At 72.1% G+C, this 24,732-nt stretch carries 15 protein-coding genes; 8 read left to right on the plus strand and 7 right to left on the minus strand.

What is annotated here, in order from left to right; all coding sequences use genetic code 11:
- The first annotated feature begins 157 nt into the window (after positions 1-157).
- Complete coding sequence (locus ACLII4_RS07785) at positions 158-547, plus strand: hypothetical protein (protein ID WP_412070336.1); 390 nt, start codon at positions 158-160, stop codon at positions 545-547.
- Between the two features lie 8 nt (positions 548-555).
- Here the strand turns inward: ACLII4_RS07785 and ACLII4_RS07790 are convergent, their stop codons facing one another.
- The 6 genes from ACLII4_RS07790 to ACLII4_RS07815 all read right to left on the minus strand — a co-directional run bounded on the left by ACLII4_RS07790 (position 556) and on the right by ACLII4_RS07815 (position 10,733).
- Positions 556-2,259 (minus strand): glutamate ligase domain-containing protein, encoded by a 1,704-nt coding sequence (locus ACLII4_RS07790; RefSeq protein ID WP_412070337.1) that lies wholly within the window; start codon positions 2,257-2,259, stop codon positions 556-558.
- A gap of 64 nt (positions 2,260-2,323) precedes the next feature.
- The gene (gene cphA / locus ACLII4_RS07795; RefSeq protein ID WP_412070338.1) at positions 2,324-5,209 is read right to left on the minus strand and encodes a cyanophycin synthetase; all 2,886 of its coding nucleotides are present in this window, start codon (positions 5,207-5,209) and stop codon (positions 2,324-2,326) included.
- Between the two features lie 168 nt (positions 5,210-5,377).
- The gene (locus ACLII4_RS07800) at positions 5,378-6,223 is read right to left on the minus strand and encodes a hypothetical protein (RefSeq protein WP_412070339.1); all 846 of its coding nucleotides are present in this window, start codon (positions 6,221-6,223) and stop codon (positions 5,378-5,380) included.
- 124 nt (positions 6,224-6,347) lie between these two features.
- Complete coding sequence (locus ACLII4_RS07805; RefSeq protein ID WP_412070340.1) at positions 6,348-8,072, minus strand: serine/threonine-protein kinase; 1,725 nt, start codon at positions 8,070-8,072, stop codon at positions 6,348-6,350.
- A 109-nt stretch (positions 8,073-8,181) separates the two neighbouring features.
- Complete coding sequence (locus ACLII4_RS07810) at positions 8,182-9,720, minus strand: sigma-54 interaction domain-containing protein (RefSeq protein ID WP_412070341.1); 1,539 nt, start codon at positions 9,718-9,720, stop codon at positions 8,182-8,184.
- Positions 9,720-10,733 carry a carboxypeptidase-like regulatory domain-containing protein gene (locus ACLII4_RS07815; protein WP_412070342.1) on the minus strand — a complete coding sequence of 338 codons (1,014 nt, stop codon included), beginning with the start codon at positions 10,731-10,733 and terminating at the stop codon, positions 9,720-9,722. The genes ACLII4_RS07810 and ACLII4_RS07815 overlap by 1 nt, the downstream gene beginning before the upstream one ends.
- A 633-nt stretch (positions 10,734-11,366) precedes the next feature.
- On the opposite strand from ACLII4_RS07815, the gene ACLII4_RS07820 reads away from it, so the two are divergent.
- Genes ACLII4_RS07820 through ACLII4_RS07830 form a run of 3 tightly spaced genes read left to right on the plus strand, consistent with a single transcriptional unit; the run spans position 11,367 to position 14,228 of the window.
- Positions 11,367-11,723, plus strand: coding sequence for a cupin domain-containing protein (locus ACLII4_RS07820; protein ID WP_412070343.1), 357 nt, complete (start codon positions 11,367-11,369; stop codon positions 11,721-11,723).
- A gap of 26 nt (positions 11,724-11,749) precedes the next feature.
- A complete protein-coding gene (locus ACLII4_RS07825; RefSeq protein WP_412070344.1) occupies positions 11,750-12,904 on the plus strand; it encodes a DUF3095 domain-containing protein in 1,155 nt (384 codons plus the stop codon).
- Between the two features lie 55 nt (positions 12,905-12,959).
- Complete coding sequence (locus tag ACLII4_RS07830) at positions 12,960-14,228, plus strand: ATP-binding protein (RefSeq protein ID WP_412070345.1); 1,269 nt, start codon at positions 12,960-12,962, stop codon at positions 14,226-14,228.
- A gap of 294 nt (positions 14,229-14,522) precedes the next feature.
- Here the strand turns inward: ACLII4_RS07830 and gyrA are convergent, their stop codons facing one another.
- Positions 14,523-17,234, minus strand: a complete 2,712-nt coding sequence (gene gyrA / locus ACLII4_RS07835; RefSeq protein ID WP_412070346.1) for a DNA gyrase subunit A — start codon at positions 17,232-17,234, stop codon at positions 14,523-14,525.
- A gap of 212 nt (positions 17,235-17,446) precedes the next feature.
- Here gyrA and ACLII4_RS07840 point away from each other — a divergent pair, with 212 nt between their 5' ends.
- The 4 genes from ACLII4_RS07840 to ACLII4_RS07855 all read left to right on the plus strand — a co-directional run bounded on the left by ACLII4_RS07840 (position 17,447) and on the right by ACLII4_RS07855 (position 24,639).
- On the plus strand, positions 17,447-18,115 hold the full coding sequence (locus tag ACLII4_RS07840; protein WP_412070347.1) for a response regulator: 669 nt from the start codon (positions 17,447-17,449) through the stop codon (positions 18,113-18,115).
- Positions 18,116-18,301: 186 nt separating this feature from the next.
- Positions 18,302-18,991: a hypothetical protein gene (locus ACLII4_RS07845; RefSeq protein WP_412070348.1), complete on the plus strand. Its 690-nt coding sequence runs from the start codon at positions 18,302-18,304 to the stop codon at positions 18,989-18,991.
- 90 nt (positions 18,992-19,081) lie between these two features.
- Positions 19,082-21,541 carry a sensor histidine kinase gene (locus ACLII4_RS07850; protein ID WP_412070349.1) on the plus strand — a complete coding sequence of 820 codons (2,460 nt, stop codon included), beginning with the start codon at positions 19,082-19,084 and terminating at the stop codon, positions 21,539-21,541.
- A gap of 119 nt (positions 21,542-21,660) precedes the next feature.
- Positions 21,661-24,639 (plus strand): CHAT domain-containing tetratricopeptide repeat protein, encoded by a 2,979-nt coding sequence (locus tag ACLII4_RS07855; protein ID WP_412070350.1) that lies wholly within the window; start codon positions 21,661-21,663, stop codon positions 24,637-24,639.
- Positions 24,640-24,732 lie beyond the last annotated feature (93 nt).

Consider the following 24,732-nt stretch of genomic DNA (forward strand, 5'->3'; position numbering starts at 1 on the left):
CCTGTGAGCGGTAGTCCGTCTGCACCACGGCGACCGGGCGCAGGTGGCGGACGTTGGCACGCCCAGTCCCACCCACCGATGCGACCCCTCGTTCTGGCCCTGCTCGTGGCTGCCAGCGCCAGCGCCCAACCCGTCGCCGTGCGCCTCGAAGGGGCCGATGGCGACGGCCGGGAGCCTGATCGGGTCGAGCCTGTCGGCGGTCGTCGTGGTGCTGGCGGCGGCGTCGCAGTGCGGGTTCAGCGGGTGCTCGGAGGACGAGGGCGAAGTGCAGAGGCTGGCGGCGGTCTCCGGTGTGGTGGGCGGGGCCGTCGGTTCGGCGATGGTGGTCGGATGGATGAGCGCGACGCCGCAGGGCCGGTCCTTTTTTCCATCGGTCGACGTAGGGTCGGGCGACTGGCGGCGGGCCCTCGTGGGCGCGGCGGTCGGAACGGTCCCCGGCGTGCTGGTGGCCGCGCTCGGCGGGTCTGAGACCAGCCTGCTGTGGCTGGCGGTGCCGGTTAGCCAGGGAATCGGAGCGGGGGTGGCGGTGGGGCTGCGCGAGCCGTAGGTGGGCCGCTACGCGTGGGACGCCTCGGCCTCGCGGACGAGGGCCAGCACCTGGTCGCGCTGCGCAAGCGCGAGGAGGATCGCAAGGTCGCCGGGCGCCAGCCAGTCGAGGGCGAAGCGGGTGCCAGCGACGGGGTCGGCGAGGACGGTGCAGGCGTCGGTCGGAATGCCACGCTCGCCCAGCAAGCGGAGCAGCAAGGCAGGGACGTCGCCGCGCTCCCTCCCCCGTAGGTAGCCCGGGACGTCGACGAGCACGACGCGGTCGGGCCGCAAGCGGGCCAGGCCGTCGGCCATGGCCGCGATGTCGTCGTCGGACCGGTCGCCGGCGCTGCCGAATAGGACGAGCCGGCGGGTGGCGTCCCAGTGGTCGGCCAGGTCGGCCAGCGCCGCCAGCCCGTGCGCGTTGTGGGCATAGTCGACGACGACCGTGGCACCGTCGACTTCGAAGCGGTTGGCGCGGCCGGGGTTGTCGGACGCGTCGCTCTTGAAGGCGCGCAAGCCGGCCGCGATGGCGTCGTCGGAGAGGCCGAGCGCGGTCGCGAGCGAGGCGGCGGTCAGGCCGTTGCGGACGACGTGCTTGGCGGCGCCGCCGAGCGCGGCGGGGATGGCGTCGACGGGGCAGACGGCGCGCCAACCGTCGTCGCTACGAAGGGAGATCTGGCCGTCGTGGACCGTCGCGGCCAGCCCGTCCGGGGCATCGGCGGCGGGGTCGAGGGCGGTCCACGCGATCCGGACGCCGCGGGCGAGCAGGCCCTCCCGCTGGCGGAGCACGGCGGCCCTCGCGGGGGGCTCGTCGGCGGGGGCGACGAGCGTGCCGCCGGCCGCCAGCGCCTTCGCCACGACCAGCTTGGCGTCCGCCAGCGCCGCGACGGTCTCGACGCCGTAGTCGCCGAGGTGGTCGGCCGCGACGTTCGTCAGGGCGGCGGCGGCGACGATGGGGACCGGCACGCCGCGCCGCAGCAGCCCGCCCCGGGCCGACTCGCAGATCGCCAGCGTGACGCGCTCGTCGCGCATCACGGCACGCGCCCCGAGGGGCCCCGAAAAGTCGCCGCGCTCGACGACGTGGTCGCCGACGGTGACGGCGTCGGTTGTCGAGAACCCGACCGTGTGGCCGGCGGCGCGGCCCATCCCCGCGAGAATCCGCGTCGTCGTCGACTTGCCATTCGTGCCGGTGATCAAGGCGGTCGGGATCGCAGAGACGGCGTCCCAGTCGAGGGCGGCGGGGTCGGGCAAGGCGTCGGGCGCGAACGTCTGGCCACGCGCGCCGAGCCCGACGGTGATCGCGTCGTCGTCCCACACCAGGGGCACCGCGCGGCGCTCGGCCTCGGCGATCAGCGCCGCGAGCGCTACGTCGGCCTCGTCGTCGGCGCTCGCGCGCAAGCGGGCGATCACGGCGTTGCGGGGCTCGGGGGACGCGCCCGCCAGCTCGGCGCGGGTGGCGGCCCAGGCGGCTTCGTTGAGGTCGGTCGCCGTGTACAGCAGGTCGACCGGCGAGCCGAGCGCCAGCGACAGGCCGCGTGGAAACTCGCGCACGACGAGCGGCGCGTCGGTCCAGCCGAGGGCGTCGCACAGGGCGCGAGCGTGGCGGCGCCAGGCGTCGGCGGCGTCGGCGCGGCGGTCCGGCGGGACGAGCCCTTCGAGCGCGGCGCCGGGGCCATCCAAGAGGTAGCCCGCGCCGGTCTGGCGGCGGCTGTCGAGGGCGTCGGAAATCACAGGATCGGGGGACGGGGGACGAGGTACGCGAGGGCTGGCCGGGGACAGGTACCCCGTACCGGCCTCAGTCCGCCTCCTCGTCGGACGTGATGCGGACGCCGCGGTGGTCGCGGACGACGCGGTGGCCGCCGACCTCGAACGTCTCGCCGAGCTCCACGGGCGCTGTCACCGGGCTGGACTCGGGCGCGTCGCCGGCGCCGTCGTCGTCGGAGGGGGTCGGGGGCGAGATCGGGGAGACCATGGTCTCCGGCTCGGACGTGTCCTGGCCGTCGCCGGAGGGCTCGCCAAAGTGGACGATCTGGCCCCAGCACCGCTCGATCTGGTCGCCGAACACGACGACCAAGTCGCCGGGCTCCGCCAGCGACAGCGCGTGCTCGACGGCCTCGGCCTCGTCGGGGAGGACGGTGATGGCGTCGTCGGCGACGCCGGCAGCCGAGAGGGCGGCGCGCAGCATCTCGGGGATCTCGCCCGCCTCGCGGCCCCGCAAGCGGTCGTCGCGCTTGCAGACGTAGTGGTCGAAGTGGCCGGCCGCAGCTTGCGCCATCGCCTCGATGTCTTCGTCGCGGCGGTCGCCGGGCGCCGCCAGCGCCAGGATGCGGCGGCCCCGCACGTCGAGCCGGTCCACGAGCCCGGCCATCGATTGGACGGCCGCCGGGTTGTGGGCGTAGTCCAGGATGACGCGGAAGGGGTGGCCGTCGTGGACGTTGAGGCGGCCGGGCGCCTCGTAGAAGCTGGTCGTGAAGGTCTGGAGCCCGTGGCGGATCTGGTCGAGTGTCAGCTCCATCGGCCCGTTCCCGAGCGCATACGCGATGCCCGCCGCGAACATGGCGTTCTGGACGTTGTGCGTCGCCTTCCCGTCGATGGTCGACGGGAGCAGGTGCGTCCAGACGAGCGGGAGGTGGCGGCCGGCGTCGTGGATGGTGATCATCTCGCCCGCGATGCCGCGCTCCAGCACGACCGCGCGGCCGCCCTGGCGGACGTGCTCGCGCACCAGCTCGTGCTCGGCGTCGAGCGTCACGTAGCAGATGTGGTCGGCGTCGGTGTGCTCGGCCATCGCCAGCACGCGCGGGTCGTCGGCGTTGAGGACGACGGTGTCGGTCGCGACCTCAATCGGGATCCGCTTGACCTCCGCCAGTTGGTCGAGCGTGTCGATGCGGCCCAGGCCGAGGTGGTCCGACGACACGTTGAGGCACGCGGCCACGTCGCAGCGACGGACGCCCAGCCCGGAGCGGACGAGCCCGCCGCGCGCCACTTCGAGCACGGCGGCCTCGACGGCCGGGTCTCGGAGCACGGTCTTCGCCCCGATCGGCCCGGTCATGTCGCCCTTCACCGACAGCCGGCCGTCGACGAACACGCCGTCGGTCGAGGTCATGCCGGGCACGACGGCAGCCATCTGCAAGATGTTGGCCACCATCCGCGTCGTCGTCGTCTTGCCGTTCGTGCCGGTCACGATGGCGACCGGAATGCGGGACGGCGCGCCGGGCGGGAAGAGCATGTCCATCACCGGCCCGGCCACGTCGCGCGGCGTGCCCTCGGAGGGCGCCACGTGCATGCGGAAGCCCGGCGCCGCGTTCACCTCGACGATCGCCCCGCCCACGTCGCGCCAGCTCTGGGTGATGTCGTCGCTCAGGAAGTCGACGCCGCCGACGTCGAGGCCGACCGCGCGGACGGCGCGCTGGGCCATGTCGCGGTTGTCGGGGTGGCACACGTCGGTCAAATCGATGGCCGTGCCGCCGGTCGACAGGTTGGCCGTCGAGCGGAGGTAGAACGTCTCGCCTGCGGGCAGCACGGTCTCGGGCCCGTAGCCGGCCTTCGCCAGCAGCCGCTCGGCCTGGGCGTCGAACGCCAGCCGCGTCAGCACCTTCTCGTGGCCCACGCCGCGGCGCGGGTCCTCGTTGACGATCTCGACCAGCTCTTCGATGGTGTGCTCGCCGTCGCCGACGACGTGGCCGGGGACGCGCTTGGCAACGGCCACCAAGTGCCCGTCGACGACCAGCATCCGGTGGTCGAAGCCGGACACGAAGCTCTCGACGAGCACGCCGGAGCTGGAGCCGTGTTGGCTCGCGTGGTCGAACCCTTTTTCGACGGCGGCGTCCGTCGTCAGGCGGATCGAGACGCCGCGCCCGTGGTTGGCGTTGAGCGGCTTGGTGACGACGGGGAAGCCGATCCGGTGCGCGGCGCGGACCGCGTCGCTCGGCCCGTAGACGAGGGCCTGCTGGGGGACCGGCAGGCCCAGCGACTCCAGCAGCGACCGCGTGTCCTCCTTGTCCGACGCGATCTCGACGGCGATGTGCTTGGTCTGGCCCGTGACGGTCGCCTGGATGCGGTCCTGGTACTTGCCGTGGCCGAGCTGGACGAGCGAGTAGCGGTTGAGGCGGATCCACGGGATGTCGCGCTCGACGGCGGCGTCGATCAGCGACTGTGTGCTCGGGCCGTAGGCGTAGCGCTGGGCGCCCCGGATAAAGGCGTCGCGCTCCTCTTCCCAGTCGTAGTCGTCCTCCTTCTGTTCGTCGAGCAGCTCCTGCACGTCGTCGGGCAGCAGCCGCAGGATGAGGCGCCGCGCCAGCTCGGACGCCTCCAGCCCCACCTCGCGCTGCTGGTACTCGAAGACCATGTCGTACTCGCCGCGCGCGCGGCCGGTCGAGCGCGTCTTGCCGAACGTCACGTCGTGGCCCGCGATGCTCTGCAGCTCCAGCGCGACGTGCTCCCAGACGTGGCCCAGCCACGTGCCCTCGTCCTCCGTCATGCGTCGGATAAAGCCGCCGGGCGTGCGGTACGAGCACCCGTGCTCCTCCAGCCCCGGGAGCGCCTCCACGAGGCGCTCGGCGAAGTCGCCCAGCTTGCGCGTCGGGTAGTCCTCCAGCGGCCCCAGGTCGATGGTGTGGCGGATGACCGGGAAGCGGGCGTAGAGGTTCGGGCCGACGTAGACGTTGGTCGAGAGGACGCGCATGAGCGGGGGAGAGAGGGGAGCGTTCGGGCGTGAACGGAGGGTCAAGGTCCGCTACGCGGGCCGGATGGCGCAAGCTCCGCCGCGTGGCGAGCCCAACCGGAAACCGCCCCGCCGGGTGGGGCGGGGCGGCGTCGGAGGCGGCCGCTGGCGAAGACGACGGGCCGCGGGTTAGAACGTGGCCCGGAGGCTGAGCCCGGTGCCGTCGGACGAGGGGGCGATCGACACGGGCGGCGGGTCCGGCGCACCCGTGAGAAGGGCGTCGGCCAGGGCCGCGGCCCACACGGCGGCGGCGCCGATCACGAACGCGCCGCGTGCGCGGTGCCAGCGGTCGTAGACGCGGTAGGTCTCGTCGATCTCCTCCGGTGTCACCGCCGCGAGGTAGTCGGCGCGGGCGTCGGCGCGGGAGATCGTCGTGGTCAGGGCCCCGGCCGCCGTGGCGGCCGCCGAGATCGCGAACGCCCACCCCTTGGTCCGGTCGCCCTTGTGGAACTGCCCCCAGCCCGGGGCCACGAGCGAGCGGACGGCGGCCGTCGGCCGGCGGTCCACCAAGACGACGTAGCGCGTCTCGGCGAGCGCCGGATCGGCGGCCCGGCCTGCCGCGCGGAGGTCCGCGCGGACGGCGTCAAAAAACTCGACGGTCTTGGGGGAGATCAGGACAGACTCGAGGCGTAGCTCGGGGTCGATGGAGAGCGCGGCCGCAAACTGGCGGCGGGCCTCCACGGGCTCGCTTCGCGTGTGGTGGAGGACACCAAGCGCGGTGTGTACGGTGATGAGCTGGTCCGGCGTGAGCTCGGCGTAGCGCTCGAGGGCGGTGCGCGCGAGGCTCGAGGCCTCGTCGTAGTCGAGCCGGCCCGCCGCCGCTTCCATCGCCTGGATCAGCGCGGCGGGCGTGGACGGCACCCCGGCCTGGGCCCGTACGGGGGCCACGCCCGCGGCCCAGACAAGCGCCAGCGCGAGGACCGCTCGTCCTGCGGAGCGAGCGGAGGGTGTGCGAGTGATGGTGGGCGCGCGCATCGGGGGAGAATAGCGACGCAGGCCATGGGCGTCGCGGGCCCCGAACGGACGAACGCCGCGTTCGGTCCATCGCGGGGTGGCGGGAGGCAGAAGGCGCCGGTCGCCCTCCGTCGGGCAGGGCGATCTACTCCGAGGCCATTCGGACCCGGACGGTCCGCCGCTCGCCCGCCGCGACCCGGAGTGGGACCTCGCGCGTGCCAAGCGTGGGGTGCGTGAACCGGAGGACGTGGTCGCCCGGGGTCAAGATGAGGGGCCGCTCCTGGGGGGTGGTGTCCCACGCCTCGCCGTCGACGGCCACCTCGGCCCACGGGCTGACCTCGACGGTCACCTGGGCGACGAGGTCCCAGAGGGAGACGGAGGTCTCCGCCCGCTCGCCCGCGACGACATCGACGCGGACGGTGCGGACCGGGAACTGGGGGTTCGTGAGTGTGACGAGATAGGTGCCCGCAGGGAGCGAGACGTCCTCGACCGGGGTCATCCCCAGGTCACGGTCGCCAGCACGAACGCGCGCCCAGGGCTCGACGCGCACGGCCAAGGTTCCCGCCGCGGGCGGGACGGCGGCCGACGGTGAGGGCGGTCTCGGTGGGCGGTCGGGGTCCGGATCTTGGGGGCGGGGCCGGTCCGCGTCCGGGTTGGGGGCGGTGGGGGGGAGGGGCTGGGGCGGCGGGGCGCCTCGCGGCGGGAGCGCGGCGCGCTCCGTCGACTCGTCGGGCGCGCCGAGGGGCTCGGCCGCTGGGTCCGGCGCGTCGGGCTGGGCGACGATCTCGACGGGGGCCGTGGGCAAGGGCTCCGCCGACCTCGCAACCGTCGCGTCGGGCTCAGGCCCGGCCGACAGGCCGATGCCGACGGCGATGGTGCTGACGATGGCCGCGACGGCGGCGACCGCTGCCCACCGGCGGCGCGGCGCGGCGCTCGGCCGGCGCGCCGGCCGGTCGGGTGCTGCCGGTCGGTCGGGAGTGGCGGCCGGAAGTGGGGCGGGCGTCGGTGGCGGCCGGTATGCGTCCGGGTCGGCGAGGTAGGCAGCGAGGTCGTCGGGGCTCGGGTTGCCCAACATCGCGACGACGGCCGTGAGCCGATCCGCGACATCCGCCGCGCCGTCCGGACGCGCCGTGGGGTCCTTGTCCAGCAGGTCAAGGGCGACCTCCACGAGCGGGGCGGGGAGGCGGGGGTCGGCGGCGAGCGCGGCGGACGGGTCGTGGTGGAGGACCGCGTCGAGCGTGGCCGAGGAGTCGGCCGCCAAGAACAGGGCCCGCCCCGTCACGGCGTGGGCGAGGACGGCGCCGAGCGAGAAGAGGTCGGCTCGGACGCTCGGGGCCTCGCCCCGGACGACTTCGGGGGCCAGCGTCGACAGCGTGCCCCGGACCTCGCCGTCGGAGTCGCCGTCGAGCGAGGCGAGGCCGAAGTCCGTCAGCTTGACCGCCCCGTCGGCACCCAGCAGCAGGTTGCCGGGCGAGATGTCGCGGTGCAAGATGCCCGCGGCGTGGATCGCGGCCAGTCCGCGCGCCGCCTCTCGCGCGACGAGCGCGGCGAGCGGGGGGGGGAGCGGGCGGTCGCGGACGACCGCCCCGAGGTCCGCGCCCTCCACCCACTCGGCCACCAGGGCGTCGTCGCTGGCCCGGAGCACGCGGACGACGTTGGGGTGGTCCACCTCGGCCGCAAGCCGGGCCTCCTCGGCGAACCGACGCCGGCGCTCGGGGTCGACGCCCCGGAGCCGCTTGAGCAGCACGACCGAGCCCGACTCCACGTCCAGGGCCTTGTAGACCGTGGCTGCGGGCCCGCGCGCGAGTTCGGCGAACGGCCGGACGTCGGGGGTGTGGGGGGCGATGGGTGGGGTGGGAGGGCGGAGCACGCGGCGGGCGTGGCGGAGGGGGCTCAGTACGCCCGGGCGTCTGAAGGGATGTCGCGCGACCGTGCCGGCCGGACAAGTCTACGGGATCCCGGGTGGCCCGGGCCCCTCGTCACCGCTCCTGCGCGCCGGCCGGCGCCAACTCGGCGGCGTCTTCCTCCGCCCACTCCTTGAGGCGGTACTGGATCCACCGCCGCGAGACGCCTAGCGTCCTGGCGGTCGCCGAGACGTTCCCTTCGGAGGCGGCCAACGTCCGCTCGACGGCGAGCCGCTCGACCTCCTTCATCGTCATCCCCGGCGACACGTCGAGGGCCTCACCCGGCGCCGGCTCGGGAAGCCGGAGGTCCGCGACCTCGACGGTCGTCCCGCGCGCGAGCACGACGGCCCGCTCGACGGCGCCCTCAAGCTCGCGGACGTTGCCGGGCCACCGGTGCCGCCGGATGGCGTCGAGCGCGTCGGGGGAGAACGTCGTGACGTGGGCCCGGGGGCCGGTGGCGAACCGGTCGAGGAAGTACGTCGCGAGCAGGATCACGTCGTCGCCCCGCTGGCGGAGCGGGGGGAGCGCGACCCGAATCGTGTTGAGCCGGTAGAGCAGGTCTTCCCGGAACCGCCCGGCCTCGACGAGGTCGTCGAGCGGCCGGTTGGTCGCCGACACCACCCGGACGTCGACGCGCCGCCCGGCCGTGTCGCCGACGCGCCGGACCTCGCCGGTCTGGAGCACGCGGAGCAGGGCCGTCTGGAGCTTCGGGCTGAGGTCGCCGACCTCGTCGAGGAACACGGTGCCCCCGTCGGCCGCCTCGAACAGCCCCTTCTTGTCGATGTCGGCGCCTGTGAAGGCCCCTTTGCGGTGGCCGAACAGCTCGCTTTCGAGGAGGTCGTCCGGAAGCGACCCGCAGAACAGGGTCACGAATGGGCCCTCGGCGCGCGGCCCCTCGTAGTGGAGCGCCCGGGCCACGAGCTCCTTGCCGGTCCCCGTGTCCCCCTCGATCAAGACGGTCGCGTCGGTGTCGAGCACGCGGCGGAGCGTCTCGTAGACGACCTCCATGGCCGAGCTCGTCCCAACGATCTCGTCGAACCCGTGGCGGTCCCGGGCCTCGGCGAGCAGCCGGCGGTTCTCCTCACGGAGCGCCGCCTCCCGGCGGGCGGCGTCGAGGGCGATGGCGGCCTGGTCGGCGACGGCCCGCAAGAACGGGAGGTGGTCGCGTGTGAACCGGCCCCGCGTCTTGACGGCGTCGAGGTAGACGGCCCCGATCTGCCGGCCCCGCAGCCGCAGCGGGACGCACGCGATCGACTGGATGTGCTGGAGGACCACGCTTTCGACGCCGCCGTACCTCTCGTCGGCCTCCGCCTCGAACACCAAGACCGGCTCGCCGGTCTGGAGCACCTCCTGGACGACGCTCGTCGAGAGCGGGCGGACCCCTTCGAGGTCGTCCCCCGAGAAGTTGCGCTGGGCCCGGACCTCGAACACGGCGCCGCCGCCCGCGCCGTCGGCCTCGAGCAGCACGAACCCGCGCTCGGCCTCGAGCACGTCGAGCGCCGCGTCGAGCATGACCTCCAGCATCGCCGCCGGGTCACGAACGGAGTTGAGGGCCGCGGCGATCTCGGTGAGCGCCGCCAGCGCGGGGACGGGGGGCTCGTCAGGCGCAGCCATTACTCGGAGGGCGAGGGCACGCGGAACCCCGCCCGTCGCGACCGGCTCGTGTTCCCCTCGGGGTCCGTGATCCGGAGCGTCCAGACGTAGTCGCCTGGGGAGAGGGGGACCTCGGCCGTGTAGGAGGTGGCGAAGGGGGGAAGGCCGTCCACGCTCTGCACGAGGTTGGGGACGCCAGATGCGTCGACGAGGGAGATCTCGACCGCGAGCGTGAACGAAAAGGGGAGGAGCACCTCGCGCCACTCGAACGTCGGCGTCGGCGTGGAAACCACCTCGGAGCCCTGAGGGCTCACGAGCACTGGTGTCAGCTCGATCACGCGGGCGATGGAGAACGTCGGGCCCTGCGCCGTTGCCCCGAACACGTCCGTCACTTCGATCCTCAAGGTCCGGCCTAAGAGCGACTGGATCCGCCCGCCGGGGAGGACCGACTCGTCCAGCGTGGCGTGGTAGCGGCCGTCGGGTCCCTTGGCGAGCGGCGCGCGGAACCTGAGCTCGGCAGAGACCACCTCGACGGTCTCGACGTCGGTGGAGCGGTCGGGGTCGGTCACGTCCGCCTCGACCATGAGCGTGTAGACGGCCGCGTCGGGGAAGACCTGGACGCTATGGGCCGTCCGCGCGCTGGCCGAAAGGACGACGGGCTCAGCGTTGAGGCGGAGGTCTACCCTCACCGCGAGGGTAGCGGCCACCACGACCTCGACCTCCTCAGGCTGGAGGCCGTCGGCCTCCGCGCGTAGGAGGTAGGTGCCCGCCGGGACGTCCGTCAGCTGAAACGCTCCGGTCTCGTCTGTCGTCGTGACGCGCTCCGAGCCACCCCCGAGTGGAAGCAGGCGGATGCGAACGTCGGCGCGGCCCTCGGACACCGCGTACACGCCTGTCGCTCGGCCCTCGATGACTCCAACGTTCCGGAACCGCTCCGAAAGCGGGTCGAGGGGGTTCTCGTGTGGGGCGCCGTCCAGGCAGCCCCACAGGACCACGCCGAGCAGGAGGAGGGAGGGCAGTACAAAGCGGTTCATCTCGCGGTCAAACTACGGGAAGAGTCGCTGGGCTGGCGCCCCCACATGCGTCGCTGAACGGACGGGAAGGGAGGGCGGCCCTCCGCCTCAGACGGGGGGGAGACGATGGCGGGGACGGTCCTCCGGTCGCCTGACGAGTGCGGAGAATGGCGTCTATAACAGAGCCTCTCCGCGGTCGTCGTGGGGGAACTCAACGCAAAGGAGGGCCCCCCTAGTGTAAACGGCGCCGGGCAGTTTGGTAGAGGATCCCCCTGTGAGTTCGGATCGGTGTTCAGCCGGTCCCACACACGCGACCCGATTCGTTCCCCAGGGCAAAGGCTGGCCATCGAAAACCGCGCGCCTCTGCTAATCCCGGGTCCGGGAGCGCGAGGGGGCAGCGGCCAGGAAGAGAAGCGCGAGAAGGGCCGCCGGCACTGCGAGTTGGAGCGCGAGGATCATGGCGGCGGGCGGCGTGTAGGGACGGGTCTGCTTTCGTAAAGACGCCATCGGAGTTGCGCGCGTCACGCCGAAGCGGGTGAGTTGTCGTATCGCGAGCTGGGACGTACTCGGTGCAGTCTGAGCCGTGGTGGTCTAGGCGCCGAGGCCCCGCGAGCCGCATCTTTCGTCCTCGTCCTCGTCCTCGTCCTCGTCCCCATGCCCTTCGTCCCGACCCCCGTCCGCATCCCCGTCCCCGGTGGCAAGCTCATCGAGGAGCATGTCGGCCGCGTCGCCAGCGACACCAGCTCCGTGTCGGTCGCCCACATGCTGGCGCCGCCGGGCTGGCAGGAGCCGGTCCAGACCCCCGCGTTCGACGAGGTCACCATCGTGATTCGGGGGGCGATGCGCGTCGAGCACGCCGGTGGCCACACCGACGTGGGCCCGGGCGAGACGGTGCTGTGCCGCGCGGGCGAGCGCGTCCGCTACCTCAATCCGTCCGCCGACGCCGAGTGCGAGTACTGGGCTGTCTGTGCACCGGCCTTCTCCCCGGACGCCGCCGGACGCGAGGACTAACGCGCAGCGGACTACGTTGCCGGCCGATGGCCTCCGACTTCTACGCCCGTCTCCCCGTCGTCGAGCGCTTCGACCAACTGGTCGACCCCGACGCCTACACCCCGGTCCCGGACGACTGGACCGTTGTGCTAACGGACGTGATCGGTTCGACCGTCGCCGTCGCGGCCGGCCGCTACCGCGACGTGAACTACGTCGGGGCCGCCTCCATCGCCGCCGTCCTCAACGCCTCCGGCCGGGCCGACCTCCCGTTCGTCTTCGGCGGCGACGGCGCCACGCTCGTCGTGCCGCCGGAGTACCTCGACGCGGCGCTGTCGTCGCTGGCGGCGCTCCAGCGCCACGCCTCCGAGCGGCTCGCCCTCGACCTCCGCGTGGGCGCGGTGCCCGTGGCGGTCGCCCGCGGAGAGGGCCACGAGATCGCCGTCGCGCGCTACCAGGCCTCGGCGACCTACGCCCAGGCCCTGTTCTTTGGCGAGGGCGTCGGGTGGGCCGAGCGTCAGGTCAAGGACCCCGCCACGGCCGACCGCTGGGCCAGCCACGCCGAGCCGCTCGCCGAGGGCGGCGACCCGTACGAGGGGCTGGAGTGCCGCTGGCAGGACGTCAAGAGCCCGCGCGGCGAGACCGTCTCGCTCCTCGTCGAGGCCCTCGGCGACGACGCGGCGGACACCTACCGCGAGGTGCTCGGTGCCATCGCCGAGGTCTACGACGACGACGCGGCGCACCCGGTCGCTCTCGACGGCCTCCGGCTGGCGGTCTCGCCCGCCAAGTTCGGCCCCGAGGTCCGCTTGCGGCACCCGGGCCGGCGGTTGCGCACGCGCGCCAAGCTCTGGGCCCTCAACCTCATCGGCCGCGTCCTCATCCGGTTCGGCATCAAAACGTCGGAGACCGACTGGGCCCGCTACCCGACGCTCTTCCGCGACGCCACCGACCACCGCAAGTTCGACGGCGTCCTGCGGATGGTGCTCGCGGGCGCCCCCGCCGACCGCGAGCGGCTGGAGACCCTGTTGGAACGCCTCTACCAGCAGCGTCGCCTCGCCTACGGCGTCCACGTCTCCGACCGCGCCGTGCTTACCTGCCTCGTCTACGAGCGCATGGGCCAGCAGGTCCACTTCGTCGACGGCGCGGGCGGCGGCTACACGCGGGCGGCGGTCGGGCTAAAGCGGCGGCTGAAGGCGCTCTCCTGAGCGTCCCGCGAGGCCGCCTTTGCTTAGGAAGGGTGGGGCAGAGTCGATACCGAAGATGCCCCCCCGCACACCCCGCATGGTCCTCACCGAGACCCGCCCGCTTGCTCGCCCGTCCGAGGCGCCCGCCGTCACGCTGGCGCGGCTCCGCCGGCTGCTCGACGTGTCGGTGGCCCTCAACGCGCTCGGCGACACCGACCACCTCTTGCGGTTCATCGCCAGCACCACGACGGAGGTGCTCGCCTGCGAGGCCGCCTCCATCTTGCTCTTCGACGAGACCACGGGCGCCCTCCGCTTCACGGCCGCGACGGGCGAGGCCGGGGCCCAGCTGGTCGGCGAGGAGGTCCCGCTCCGGGGCAGCCTCGCCGGCACCACCTTCCTCGAAGACCGCATCCTGCACGCCGCCGACGCGGGGGCCGACGCCCGCCGCCACCGCGCGGCCGACGAGGCCACCGGGTTCGAGACGCGCGCCCTGCTCGGCGTCCCGATGCGCGTCGACGGCCGGCCCGTGGGCGTCCTCCAGGCCCTCAACCCCCACGCCGCCGCCTTCGACCGCGCCGACGCCGAGGCCCTGCTGATCATCGCCTCCCAGGCTGCCGTCGCCATCCGCAACGCCCGCCACGAGGCCGCCCTCCAGCGCGCCAACGACCGCATGGCCGGGCTCGACCGCCTAAAGTCCAACTTCATGGCCATCGCGTCCCATGAGCTCCGCACCCCCATCACGGCCGTCCATGGCTTCGGTCAGATCCTTACCGAAGAGCTTCGCGGCGACCTCTACAGCCACGCCGATGCCATCGTCCGCGCTGGTGACCGCATGATGGACGTGGTCGAGACCCTCGACGTGATGGCCGGGCTCGACGAGGACCTCGGCATCCATCCCGGCACGCTCACGTCGCTGGCGTCGATCCTGGGCGAAGCCGCCGACCACGCCGCGCCCGGCGCGAGCGTCTCGCTGCCTGACGGCCCGCTCCTGGTCGAGGGCCACGGCCACCGGCTCCGGCTCGCGTTCTCCAACGTCCTCCGCAACGCCGTCCAGTTCTCGAGCGGTGGCCCCGTCCGACTCGCGGCGGAGGTGGCCCATGGCGAGGTCCACGTCGCCGTGTCCGACCACGGCCGGGGGCTGGCGGCGGGCGACCTCGAACGCGTCTTCGAGCCCTACCACCAAGTCGCCGACCCCGACTCCCGCGACCACGAGGGCTTGGGCGTCGGCCTGACCGTCGCGCGCGCAGTCATGATCCAGCACGGCGGGCGGCTGTGGATCGAGAGCGCAGGGCCGGGCCAGGGCTGCACCGTCCGCGCCCGCCTCCCCCTCGCGGCCGCGGCTTAGACGGCCATCCGCTTGCGCCCGCTCCACGCTCGCGCAAGCCCCCCCGGCCAGTCATCCTGAGCGGAGGGCGCAGCCCGGAGTCGAACGCGGAGCGGCGGCGGAGCCGAGGCTCCTTGTCGAGCGACGTGCTCCAGCCTGGGCTCCCGGCGCCAGCGGGAGACCCCATCGCACCAGAGACCCTTCGACTCCGCTCAGGATGACGAAGAAGCCGGGGGCGCGCCAGCCCCCTCCGCCTCGGGCCCGAGGCGGGCCCACGCCCCGCTGGCGACACACCGCCGCCAGCGGGGGACACGCCTACTCGCTCGCGTCGTCCGCCGGCTCGATCGGCGCCGCGTCCGCGGGCATCGCCTCCATGCCCGCCTCGGTCGCCTCCACGGCTGCGTCCTCGTCGTCCTCGATCACCACGCGCGCCACGTCCGCGATCGCGTCGTTGGCCTTGAGCTTCAGCACCCGGACGCCCTGCGTGTTGCGGCCGTACTCCGAGATGTCCGCGACGGCCATCCGGATCATGATCCCGGCCTCGGTCGCGATCATCAGCTGGTCGTCCTCCAAAACGCTCTTGATGGCGACGAGCCCGCCCGTCTTGGGCGTCGTCTTCTGCGTCAGGATGCCCTTGCCGCCGCGGCTCTGCGTCCGGTACTCGTCGAGGTCGGTCCGCTTGCCGTAGCCGCCTTCCGAGATCGTCAGCACCTGCGCGCCGTCGCGGCGGACCGTGATCATCCCGACCACGCGCTCGCCGTCGGGCAGCTTCATCCCGCGCACGCCGCGGCTCTTGCGGCCCATCGAGCGCACGTCGCCCTCGTGGAACCGGATCGCTTGGCCGTGCGACGCGCCCAGCAGCACCTCGGTGTCGCCGTCGGTCAGCTTGGCCTCGATCAGCTGGTCCCCGTCCACGATGTCGATGGCGATGATGCCCGTCACCATGGGCCGCTTGAACGCCGCCAGCGCCGTCTTCTTGACGAGCCCCTGGCGCGTCGCCATCACCACGAAGTGGTTTTCCAGGAAGCCATCCTCCGCGTCGTCGCGGAAGTCCTCCTTCTTGATCGCCACGACGGCGCGGACGCGGTCCTCGGCGTCGATCTGGATGAGGTTGCGGATCGAGCGGCCCTTCGCCGTCCGCGTCCCCTCCGGCACGTTGTAGACGCGCAGCCAGTAGCACTGGCCGTGGTCGGTAAAGAACAAGAGGTAGTCGTGGGCGCCCGCCGTGAAGAGGTGCTCGACGAAGTCCTCGTCGCGCGTACCCGTGCCCCGGTGGCCGGTCCCGCCCCGGTTCTGCGCGCGGTACTCGTCGATCGAGGTCCGCTTGACGAGCCCCTGGTGCGTGATCGTGACCACGACGTGCTCGTCCTCGATGAGGTCCTCGAGGTCGATGTCGCCGCCGCCCATGATGTCGATCTCGGTCCGGCGCGGGTCGCCGTACTTGTCGGCCACCTCGCGCAGCTCGTCGGCGATGATCTGCATCCGCAGCGGGCGGCTCGCCAAGATCGACATCAGCCGCTCGACCTCCTTGAGCACGTCCGCGTACTCGGCCGCGATCTTGTCGCGCTCCAGGCCGGTCAGGCGGCTGAGGCGCAGGGCCAGGATGGCGTCGGCCTGCGCCGACGAGAGCCACGGGCGCGGCGTAAAGTCGTCGCGCGTCATCGCGTACCCGACCGACTGGCGCTCGCCGGTGATCGCCACGGGCGAGGCCTCGGGCAGGCCCAGCCGTTCGCGCTGCTCGGCCGACAGGCGCTGCGGGTACACGCCCGCCATCAAGTTGTCCCGCGCCGCGTCGGTGTCGGCCGAGTGGCGGATGATGGCGATGACGGCGTCGAGGTGGTCGAGCGCCAGCGTCAGGCCCTCCAGGATGTGCGCCCGCTCCTCGGCCTTGCGCAGCTCGAATTCCGTCCGCCGCACCACGATCTCGTGCCGGTGCTCGACGTAGTGACCGATCATGTCCTTCAGCCCCAGCGTCTTCGGCCGACCGCCCACCAAGGCGATCATGTTCATCCCGAAGGTCTGCTGGAGCTGGGTGTACTTGAAGAGCTGGTTCTGCGTCACCGCCGGCACGGCGTCGCGGCGCAGCTCGAGGACGATCCGCATCCCGTCGCGGTCGGACTCGTCGCGCAGATCCGCGATGCCCTCGATTTTCTTGTCGCGGACCGCGTTCGCGATCTTCTCGATCAGCGTCGACTTGTTGACCTGGTACGGGATCTCGGTGACGACGAGCGCATCGCGGACGATGCCGTCGCCGCCGCGCCGCTTGATCTCCTCCTCGTGCATCTTGGCCCGCATCACGACGCGGCCCCGGCCGGTCCGGTACGCCTCGCGCACGCCGCCGACCCCGAAGATGACGCCGCCCGTCGGGAAGTCCGGCGCCGGGATGTGCGCCATCAGCGTGTCCAGCTCGATGTCCGGGTCCTCGATGTAGGCCACGATCCCGTCGACCAGCTCGCCCAGGTTGTGCGGCGGGATGTTCGTCGCCATGCCGACCGCGATGCCGCTTGCGCCATTCAGCAGCAGGTTCGGCAGCGCCGCCGGGAGCACGGACGGCTCGTTGAGCGACCCGTCGAAGTTGGGCGTGTAGTCGACGGTCTCCTTGTCGAGGTCGCGGAGCAGCTCCTCGGCGATCCGCGTCAGCCGCGCCTCGGTGTACCGCATGGCCGCCGCGGAGTCGCCGTCGACCGAGCCGAAGTTGCCCTGCCCGTCCACGAGCGGGCCGCGCACGGCGAAGTCCTGCGCCATGCGCACGAGCGCGTCGTAGACCGACTGGTCGCCGTGCGGGTGGTACTTGCCCAGCACCTCGCCCACGATACGGGCGCTCTTCTTGTGGGCCCGGCCCGCCGCCAGCCCCAGTTCCTGCATGCCGTAGAGCACGCGGCGCTGCACCGGCTTGAGCCCGTCGCGCACGTCGGGCAGCGCCCGGCTGACGATCACCGACATCGAGTAGTCGATGTACGAGGACTTCATCTCCTCCTCGATGTTGATCGGGATGATCCGGGAGGAGCTGTCGGGAATCTCTGCCATGGGGGCCGTGGGGGGACGAAAACGGGCTCGGACGATCTCAGCGAAGATACCGCCGCCCGGTGCCATCGGTCCGTCGCAGGGCCCCTCGGAGTCGGGCCGCGCGCGGTCTCCACGGCCCCACCCGCCCATAGGGCTCAGGGGATGCCTGAGACGGACAACGACCGATGGCCCCGTCCCGCTCCGTACTCTCGGGCACGCCCGCTCCTGCCACCATGGCCGACTCGCTGACCCGCATCCTGATCGCCGACGACCACCCCATCGTGCGACAGGGCCTCGAACGCCTGATCGGGCCCGAGCCCGACCTCGAGATCGTCGCCGAGGCCGCCACCGCCGACGACGTGCTGCAGGCCGTCGACGGCGGCGGCATCGACTTCGTCGTGCTCGACATCGGCCTCAAGAAGGGCTCCGGTCTCGACGTGATCGGTCAGATCCGTTCGCGTCGCGCGGACCTCCCAATTCTGGTCCTGTCGATGCATCAGGAGCGCTTCTACGCGGAGCGCGTGCTGCGCGCCGGGGCCCAGGGCTATGCGATGAAGCAGTCCGACCCCCAGGAGATCGTGCCCGCGATCCGCCGCATCCTGGCCGGCGACTTGTACCTCAGCGCCGCGCTGGCCGACGAGTTGGTGCGCCGGGCCGTGGAGGGCCGCGACGAGGGCGGGCGGGTCGCCGAGCAGCTGTCCGACCGCGAGTCGGAGGTCGTGCGCCTGATCGGGGAGGGCCTGTCGACGCGCGAGGTGGCCGAGGAGCTCAGCCTGTCCGTCAAGACCATCGAGAGCTACCGCGCCAACGTCAAGCGCAAGCTGGGCCTCAAGAGCGGGTCGGAGCTGGCGCGCTACGCCTACGACTGGGTCAACCGCACGATGGGGCTGGAGTCGGCGTGACGTTCAGTCGAGGCCGGTCGGCCGTGTCGAAGGGCCGCGACACCGGGGAGCGGAGGAGCGCATTCGGGCCGCTGGTCGCAGGCAGCTCGTGTCCGTCTCAAGACGGCTGTGGCACGCCGAGGCCTGAGGACTGGCGCCGAGACGGTCGGCGTCCCTAGTCTCCGTTCAGATCACGCCCGCCTTGCGATGTCATACCGCCTCCTCGCCGCCGTACTGTGGATTGGGGTCCCCGCGGCGGTAGCCCAACCTGCCGATAGCCTCAAGGCCGAGGCTGCGGAGACGCCCGAGGCCGTCGCCGCCGACGCCGTCGCCTTGGCGGCGTCGCTAGCGGCTTACGGACGCCGGTCTGGGGCGGCCCATGCCCTCGTCGCAGCCGCTGCACTGCTCACGGAGAACCCGCCGTATCTGGGGCGGCTCACGTCCGAGGACGGCTTGCCCCTGTCGAGCGGTGCCGCACTCCCGCTGGACGCGGTCGCTCTCCTCGACGAGGCGGAGGCTGCGACGGATCCCGCCGACCCGATCCGGCAGCAGATCGCGGCCCTCCGAGATTCCGCAGCGGCACATCCGCCTCCGGTCGCCGTTCGTGGGGCGGAGCGTGGGCCGATCCAGTACGCGGGAGCGTCCGATGGCGACAGCGACCGCCGGCTCGCGATTCGCTTCCGGGGCCGAGAGACCGCCCGTCTCCACCTGATCGGGAGCGGGGCCAGCGACCTCGACTACTACCTCTACGACGCCAACGGTCAGCTCGTCGCCTCCGACGAGGGGCCGTCCGACTCCGCGACCCTGTTCTGGTACGTCCCCTACCGCCAGCGCCTTACGCTGCGCGTCCGGAATCGAGGAGATCGGCAGAACCCGTATCATCTCGTGACCAACTGAGCGCGCGGTGTGTGAGGCCGCTGGCCCCACGAACGGCGAGCGACGAGCCGGGATGTGCTCGGGAGTGGAACGCCTAACTGAGACCCCGCGATGGACTGGTTCCGTCTCAACAACACGGACGTCGTCTACCTGTGCCTCGTGGTCCTCGCCGTCACGGCGGCGGGGTACTTGCTCTCGGTTCGCCGGGCGTCCAAGGGGACGATGTGGCTGGCCGCGACGGCGTGTGTCCTCTCCGCCCACCTCGTCGTCCACCTCGCCCTCTCGGTCCTCGACCTCGAGCGGCTGGCGGCGGCGGTGCCTGCGCTCCTCGGACTGGACGCCGCGTTGCTGGCGGGGGTCGGGGTCGCAGGCGTAGGGTTTGCATACACGTCGTTTGGCGGGACGCTTGGCAGCGAGGGGAGATGGGCGCTACGGGTCGCGGCGGGAGCGCTCGTCGTGTTGTTGACGGTCGCGGTCGGGCAGCCCGCCCTGGCGTCGGGCGTGGTCGCCGGGAGCCTAGCCCTCACGGTCGTCGCCTTCGTGTGGGCGGCGGTGGTGCTCCTCCGACAGCCGTCGCGCGGCGACGCGGGGGTGCGGGCCACCCGGATGGCAGCCGGTGTAATGCTCGTGGGAGCCGTCGTCGGGGCGACGAGTTATTGGGCGCAGAGGGCGGTCGATGGGGAGGTGCTCCGATGGCTGGCCGTGCTGGCGTTCCTTCTCGGGATCGTGGTGCTCTACGTCAACCACGGACGCGAGCCCACGACGCTCGGTGCGAAGGTGGTGGCGTTCGTGCTGGCAGCCGCGCTGACGGCGTTGTCCGGAGCGGTCGCCCTCGGGAACCGCCCCGACGACCTCGCCCGGTCGTCGGGAGTCGACGCCCCGGAGCGAGAGGCCGTCCTGCTGACCCCGGAGGCCGGCGGCGGGTATCGGCTCGAACGCACCGACGTCCCCCTCGGCTCGCCGGGCCTGCCCCTCCGCGTCAACGCCTGGGACGCCAGCGAGGTCGACCTCGGGTTTGCCTTCGCGTTCGGCGACTCGGTGTGGACGTCGATGCGCGTCGCGGCGAGCGGGCACGTCACGTTTGGGGACCGAGGCACCGACGTCTCGCCGACGATCGCTCCCCTCTACGCGCCGTCTTCGGCGGAGTCCTGGGGGCGAGAGGCGGTGTTCGTCCGGCGCGAGTCCGATCAGATCGCCGTCACGTGGTTGACGGCGTCGTCGTCGATCGCGGAGGCCCGAGAGAACGCCACCTTCCAGCTCGTTCTGGACAGCGAAGGGCGCGTCACGCTCCGCTACGGGGATGTCGGGTTCGTGCGGACGCTCGTCCGTGGAGTGCTTCCCCGTGGGCTGGGGGGGGGAGGTACCGAGGTCGGTGCGGGCGAGCCGCTGCCGGCCAGGGTCCCACCGGGCGGGTTTATCCAGAGGGCTGGCGCGGCGTACGACCAGCACGTGAGCCGCCGGCTCCTCCCCTGGGTCGGGCTCGTCCTTGGGGTGACAGGCGTCGCCCTCGTCGGGATTCCGCTCCTGCTGCAGACGAGCGTGACGCGACCGGTTCGTCGGCTGCTCGCGGGCGTGCGCCGGGTTGGGGAGGGGGACCTCGCGGTCTCGGTCCCGGTCTCGGCGGCGGACGAGATCGGCCAGCTGACGGAGCACTTCAACCGGATGACGGCCTCGCTCCGCGAGTCGCGCGACGCCCTGAGCGCCTACGCCGAGACCCTAGAGGAGCGCGTCGCCGAGCGGACCGAGGAGCTCGGCCTCCGAAACGACGAGCTCGCGGCGGAGAAGCAGGCGCTCGCCCAAGCCATCGACGAGCTGAAAGCGGCGCAGGCGCGCTTGATTGAGCAAGAAAAGCTGGCGTCACTGGGGCGGCTGACCTCAGGGATCGCGCACGAGATCAAGAACCCGCTCAACTTCGTCACCAACTTCGCCGACCTCTCGGTCGAGCTGGCGCAAGAGGCCGCCAGCGAGGCCGACCCCGAGGAGCGGGCGGCGCTCCTCGACGACCTCCGGTCGAACGCCGAGAAGATCGCCGAGCACGGCCGCCGGGCCGACGCCATCGTTCGCGGCATGATGGACCACGCCCAGGGCGGGACCGAGGAGGTCCGGGCGGTCGACCTCAACGCCTTGGTCGAGGAGCACGTGCGGCTCGCACAAGAGGCGTGGGTGGACGGGCGGGAGGAGGTACCTGTCGAGGTCACGTGCGATCTCGATCCGGCCGTCGGGTCCGTTCGGGTGGCGCCCCGCGGGATGGGCCGTGTCGTGGTGAACCTCGTTGCCAACGCGCTCGACGCGGTCGAGGAGCGGGAGGGGGGCGGGCGCGTGGTCGTCCGCACGCGGGAGGACGGCGAGGGCGTGCGGATCGAGGTCGAGGACGACGGGGTCGGGATGGACGACGAGGCACAGTCCCGGATGTTCGAGCCCTTCTACACGTCGAAGCCGACCGGCCAGGGGAACGTCGGTCTCGGCCTGTCGCTGTCGCGCGACGCGGTCCGAGGCCACGGGGGGCGGGTCGAGGTCGAGAGCGAGCCGGACGCGGGCACGACGATCACCGTGTCCCTGCCGAGGGGCTGAGCATGGGCGAGGCCGCGCAGCCGCGCTCCACCGCGAGCCTGGCTCCGTCCTCGACGGTTACTATCTACCTGTTTCACTGTAGTATGCCGCACTCTCCCGCTCTCGTATCGGCCATGGACATGCTTGTGATCCGCCGCGCTCTTGCTCTCTGGACAGGTCTCCTCGCGGTTCCCGGGCTCGCCCAGACCGACCGCCAGCTGCCGCTGGGCGAGACGGTGGAGGGGGCGCTCACGGCCGCGAGCGACACGCTTGACGATGGGCGCTTTGTCGAGACGTATGCGCTGACCGTGTCGGGGGAGACGGCGCTCGAGGTTGCGCTGCAATCTTCAGAGTTCGACACGTACCTGATCGTAGTGGGCCCAGACGACGAGAGCGTCGAGAACGACGACTGGGGTGGGCCCACGGAATCTCGCGTGGCAATCGAGAAAGGAGATAGAGGGCACAGGGAGGTGAGCGTCACGTCGTACAGCCGTGGTGAGATCGGGTCATTCACTCTGTCGTCCAGGGAGCTTGACGATGAGACGTATGGGAACGTTAAACGTCAGGTGCGCGCCGATTCTCTGCTTGCCTTGTCCCATAGCCTGCACGCCCAAGGGGACTACGCGCGGTCTATGGATCTCCTCGAGGAGGTGCTGGTGATCCGGGAGGGGGCACTGGGTCCGGACCACCCCGGGGTGGCGGGGATACTGGACGCCCTAGGCGTCATTCTCCAAGCCCAGGGTCACTTCGAGCGGGCACTGGAGCTTCAGGAACGCGCTCTGGCGATCTTCGAAGAGGCCCTCGGCCCCGACCACCTCGAGGTGGCATGGTCATTGACCAACATCGCGGCTGTCGTTGAGGACCAGGGCGACTTCGTGCGCGCTCGCGCGCTCTTGGAGCGCGCGCTGGCGATCCGGGAGGAGGCGCTCGGTCCGGAGCACATTCTGGTGGCGGAGGTGCTGGATGCCCTTGGCCTAGTCCTCGGGGCCCAGGGCGATTTTGGGCGTGCGGAGGCACTCCATCAGCGCGCCTTGGCGATCCGGGAGAGGGAGCTTGGTCCAGACCACCCCGAGGTGGCGGATGCGTTGAATAGCCTTGGCGTCAATCTCCAGGCCCAAGGCGATTTCGCGCGTGCGCGGTCTCATCTGGAGCGCGCGCTGGCGATCTGGGAGGGGGCGCTCGGACCGGACCACCCCAGAGTGGCGCTTTCGCTGAACAATCTCGCGCTCGTTCTCCAGAACCTTGGCGACTACGAGAGCGCACGGGAGCTCCACGAGCGGGCACTGGCGGTCTGGGAGGAAGCCCTCGGCCCACAACACACCGATGTAGCGTTGGCGTTGAATAATCTGGCGACCGTCCTCTATGCTCAAGGGGATTTCGCGCGCTCACGGACGCTCCACGAGCGCGCCTTGGCGATTCGGGAGGGGGCGCTCGGCCTGGATCACCCCGACGTGGCGCAGTCGCTCAACAACCTCGCGACTGTTTTGTACGCGCAAGGTGATTCCGAGCGCGCGCGGGGACACACCCTCCGAGTCGGACAGATCCGCACGACGATGGTGGACCGAGTCTTCCCGACGCTGTCGGCCGCGGAGCAACGTGCCTACGTCCAAGTCGACCTGGGCGCTCAGACCGGGGCCTTCCTGTCGTCTCATCGAACGGGTCCGTCGTTAGAGGAGGCGTATGCCAACTTCGGAGGGTGGAAAGGACTTCTTCTGCGCGGCCTCCGTCGCCAGGCGGCCCTCGCGGGTCTGGCCTCCGACTCCACGTACGCCGAGCGCACCGAGCGGCTTCGGGCCCTCCGCACACGGGTGGCCCGGGCGTACCACAACGGCGACCCGGCGCTCTCCGACCTCACTGCGGAGAAGGAAGTCCTCGAGCGGGAGTTGCTGGCGGCGCTCCCCGACGGCGAGTTCCGCGACCCGTGGGGTGACCGGGGTCTCGATGGCCTCCACACTGCGCTCCCCGCCGATGGTGTCCTGGTCGACATCTATCGCTACGGCCACCGCGAGCGCGGGGAGTTCTCCGAGTGGCGCTACGCCGCGGTCGTGACGGGGCCCACCGCCGGCCCCTCCCTCGTCGACCTCGGATCGGCCGAGACCATTGACGAGGCCGTCGGTGGGTGGCGCGTGGCCGTGACTCGAGGCCAAGATGCGGCCGTGGAGACTGCCGCGCTGGCGGACGCGGTGTGGGCGCCGATCGGCGACGCCCTACCCGAGGCGGCGGACCGCGTGTGGGTTAGCCCCGATGGGCCGCTCGCGGGCGTGCCGTGGGCGACACTCGCCGAGGTCGCCAGCGGCGAGTCGCAGCTCGTGGCTCAGGTCCCGAGCGCACGCGCGCTCCTTACCCTCCTCACGGACTCGGCCACGCCGGAGTCCGCCCCGACGGTGCTCATCGTGGGCGGCGTCGCGTTCGGTCCAGGGCCCGACTGGGACCCTCTGCCCGCCACGGTAACGGAGGCCGACGCCGTGGCCTCTCTCGCAACGAGCGGTGGGATCGCGGTGTCGAGGCTCGCCGGCGACGCCGCGACGGTGCCGGCGGTGGCCTCGTCGCTTTCGTCCGCGACCTACGCCCATCTCGCGACGCATGGGTTCGTCTATGCCGAGCCGGTCCCCGTCCGGGAGGCCCGCGAGGAGGCCCTCCGGAGCGGCTCGTTCGGGTCTCGCACGCCCGGGTCACCGGGCGCGGGCAACTGGGGCCGCAGCCCCCTCGCCTTGAGCGGCCTCGCCCTGGCCGGTGCCAACACGCCCGACGACGCTCTTGGTGGCGGGGCGCTCACGGCGGAGGAACTCGTCGGGCTGGACCTGTCCGGGACCCGGCTCGTCGCGCTCTCAGCGTGCGAAACCGGCCGCGGCGCCCAAGTCGCGGGCCAGGGCGTGCTCGGCCTCCAGGCGTCCCTGACGGCGGCCGGCGCACGCGCCGTTCTGATGAGCCTGTGGTCCGTGCCAGACGCGAGCACGGCTGCGCTGATGACGGCCTTCTACCGCGGGTTGTGGGCAGAGGGGCGGAGCCCTGCGGACGCGCTCCGCCAGGCGCAGGCCGAGGTTCGAACGACGGAGGGGTGGGAGGCGCCACTGTACTGGGCCGGATGGGTCGTCTCCGGAGATGCGTTCCACAACTGATCCGGGGGGCTGGCAGGACGCCTGGTTGGAGAGGACGTGTCGACGCGCGAGTTGACGAACGTCAAGCGCAAGCTGGGCCTGGAGAAGGCGTAG

It is taken from the genome of Rubrivirga aquatilis (assembly GCF_046845665.1).
Taxonomy (GTDB): Bacteria; Bacteroidota; Rhodothermia; order Rhodothermales; family Rubricoccaceae; genus Rubrivirga.

Coding starts and splice junctions, on each gene's coding strand:
- ACLII4_RS07845 (WP_412070348.1), top strand. CDS start 18,302: ATGTCATACCGCCTCCTCGCCGCCGTACTGTGGATTGGGGTCCCCGCG.
- gyrA (WP_412070346.1), bottom strand. CDS start 17,234: ATGGCAGAGATTCCCGACAGCTCCTCCCGGATCATCCCGATCAACATC.
- ACLII4_RS07840 (WP_412070347.1), top strand. CDS start 17,447: ATGGCCGACTCGCTGACCCGCATCCTGATCGCCGACGACCACCCCATC.
- ACLII4_RS07825 (WP_412070344.1), top strand. CDS start 11,750: ATGGCCTCCGACTTCTACGCCCGTCTCCCCGTCGTCGAGCGCTTCGAC.
- ACLII4_RS07800 (WP_412070339.1), bottom strand. CDS start 6,223: ATGCGCGCGCCCACCATCACTCGCACACCCTCCGCTCGCTCCGCAGGA.
- ACLII4_RS07830 (WP_412070345.1), top strand. CDS start 12,960: ATGCCCCCCCGCACACCCCGCATGGTCCTCACCGAGACCCGCCCGCTT.
- ACLII4_RS07815 (WP_412070342.1), bottom strand. CDS start 10,733: ATGAACCGCTTTGTACTGCCCTCCCTCCTCCTGCTCGGCGTGGTCCTG.
- ACLII4_RS07785 (WP_412070336.1), top strand. CDS start 158: ATGGCGACGGCCGGGAGCCTGATCGGGTCGAGCCTGTCGGCGGTCGTC.
- ACLII4_RS07855 (WP_412070350.1), top strand. CDS start 21,661: ATGCTTGTGATCCGCCGCGCTCTTGCTCTCTGGACAGGTCTCCTCGCG.
- cphA (WP_412070338.1), bottom strand. CDS start 5,209: ATGCGCGTCCTCTCGACCAACGTCTACGTCGGCCCGAACCTCTACGCC.
- ACLII4_RS07850 (WP_412070349.1), top strand. CDS start 19,082: ATGGACTGGTTCCGTCTCAACAACACGGACGTCGTCTACCTGTGCCTC.
- ACLII4_RS07820 (WP_412070343.1), top strand. CDS start 11,367: ATGCCCTTCGTCCCGACCCCCGTCCGCATCCCCGTCCCCGGTGGCAAG.
- ACLII4_RS07810 (WP_412070341.1), bottom strand. CDS start 9,720: ATGGCTGCGCCTGACGAGCCCCCCGTCCCCGCGCTGGCGGCGCTCACC.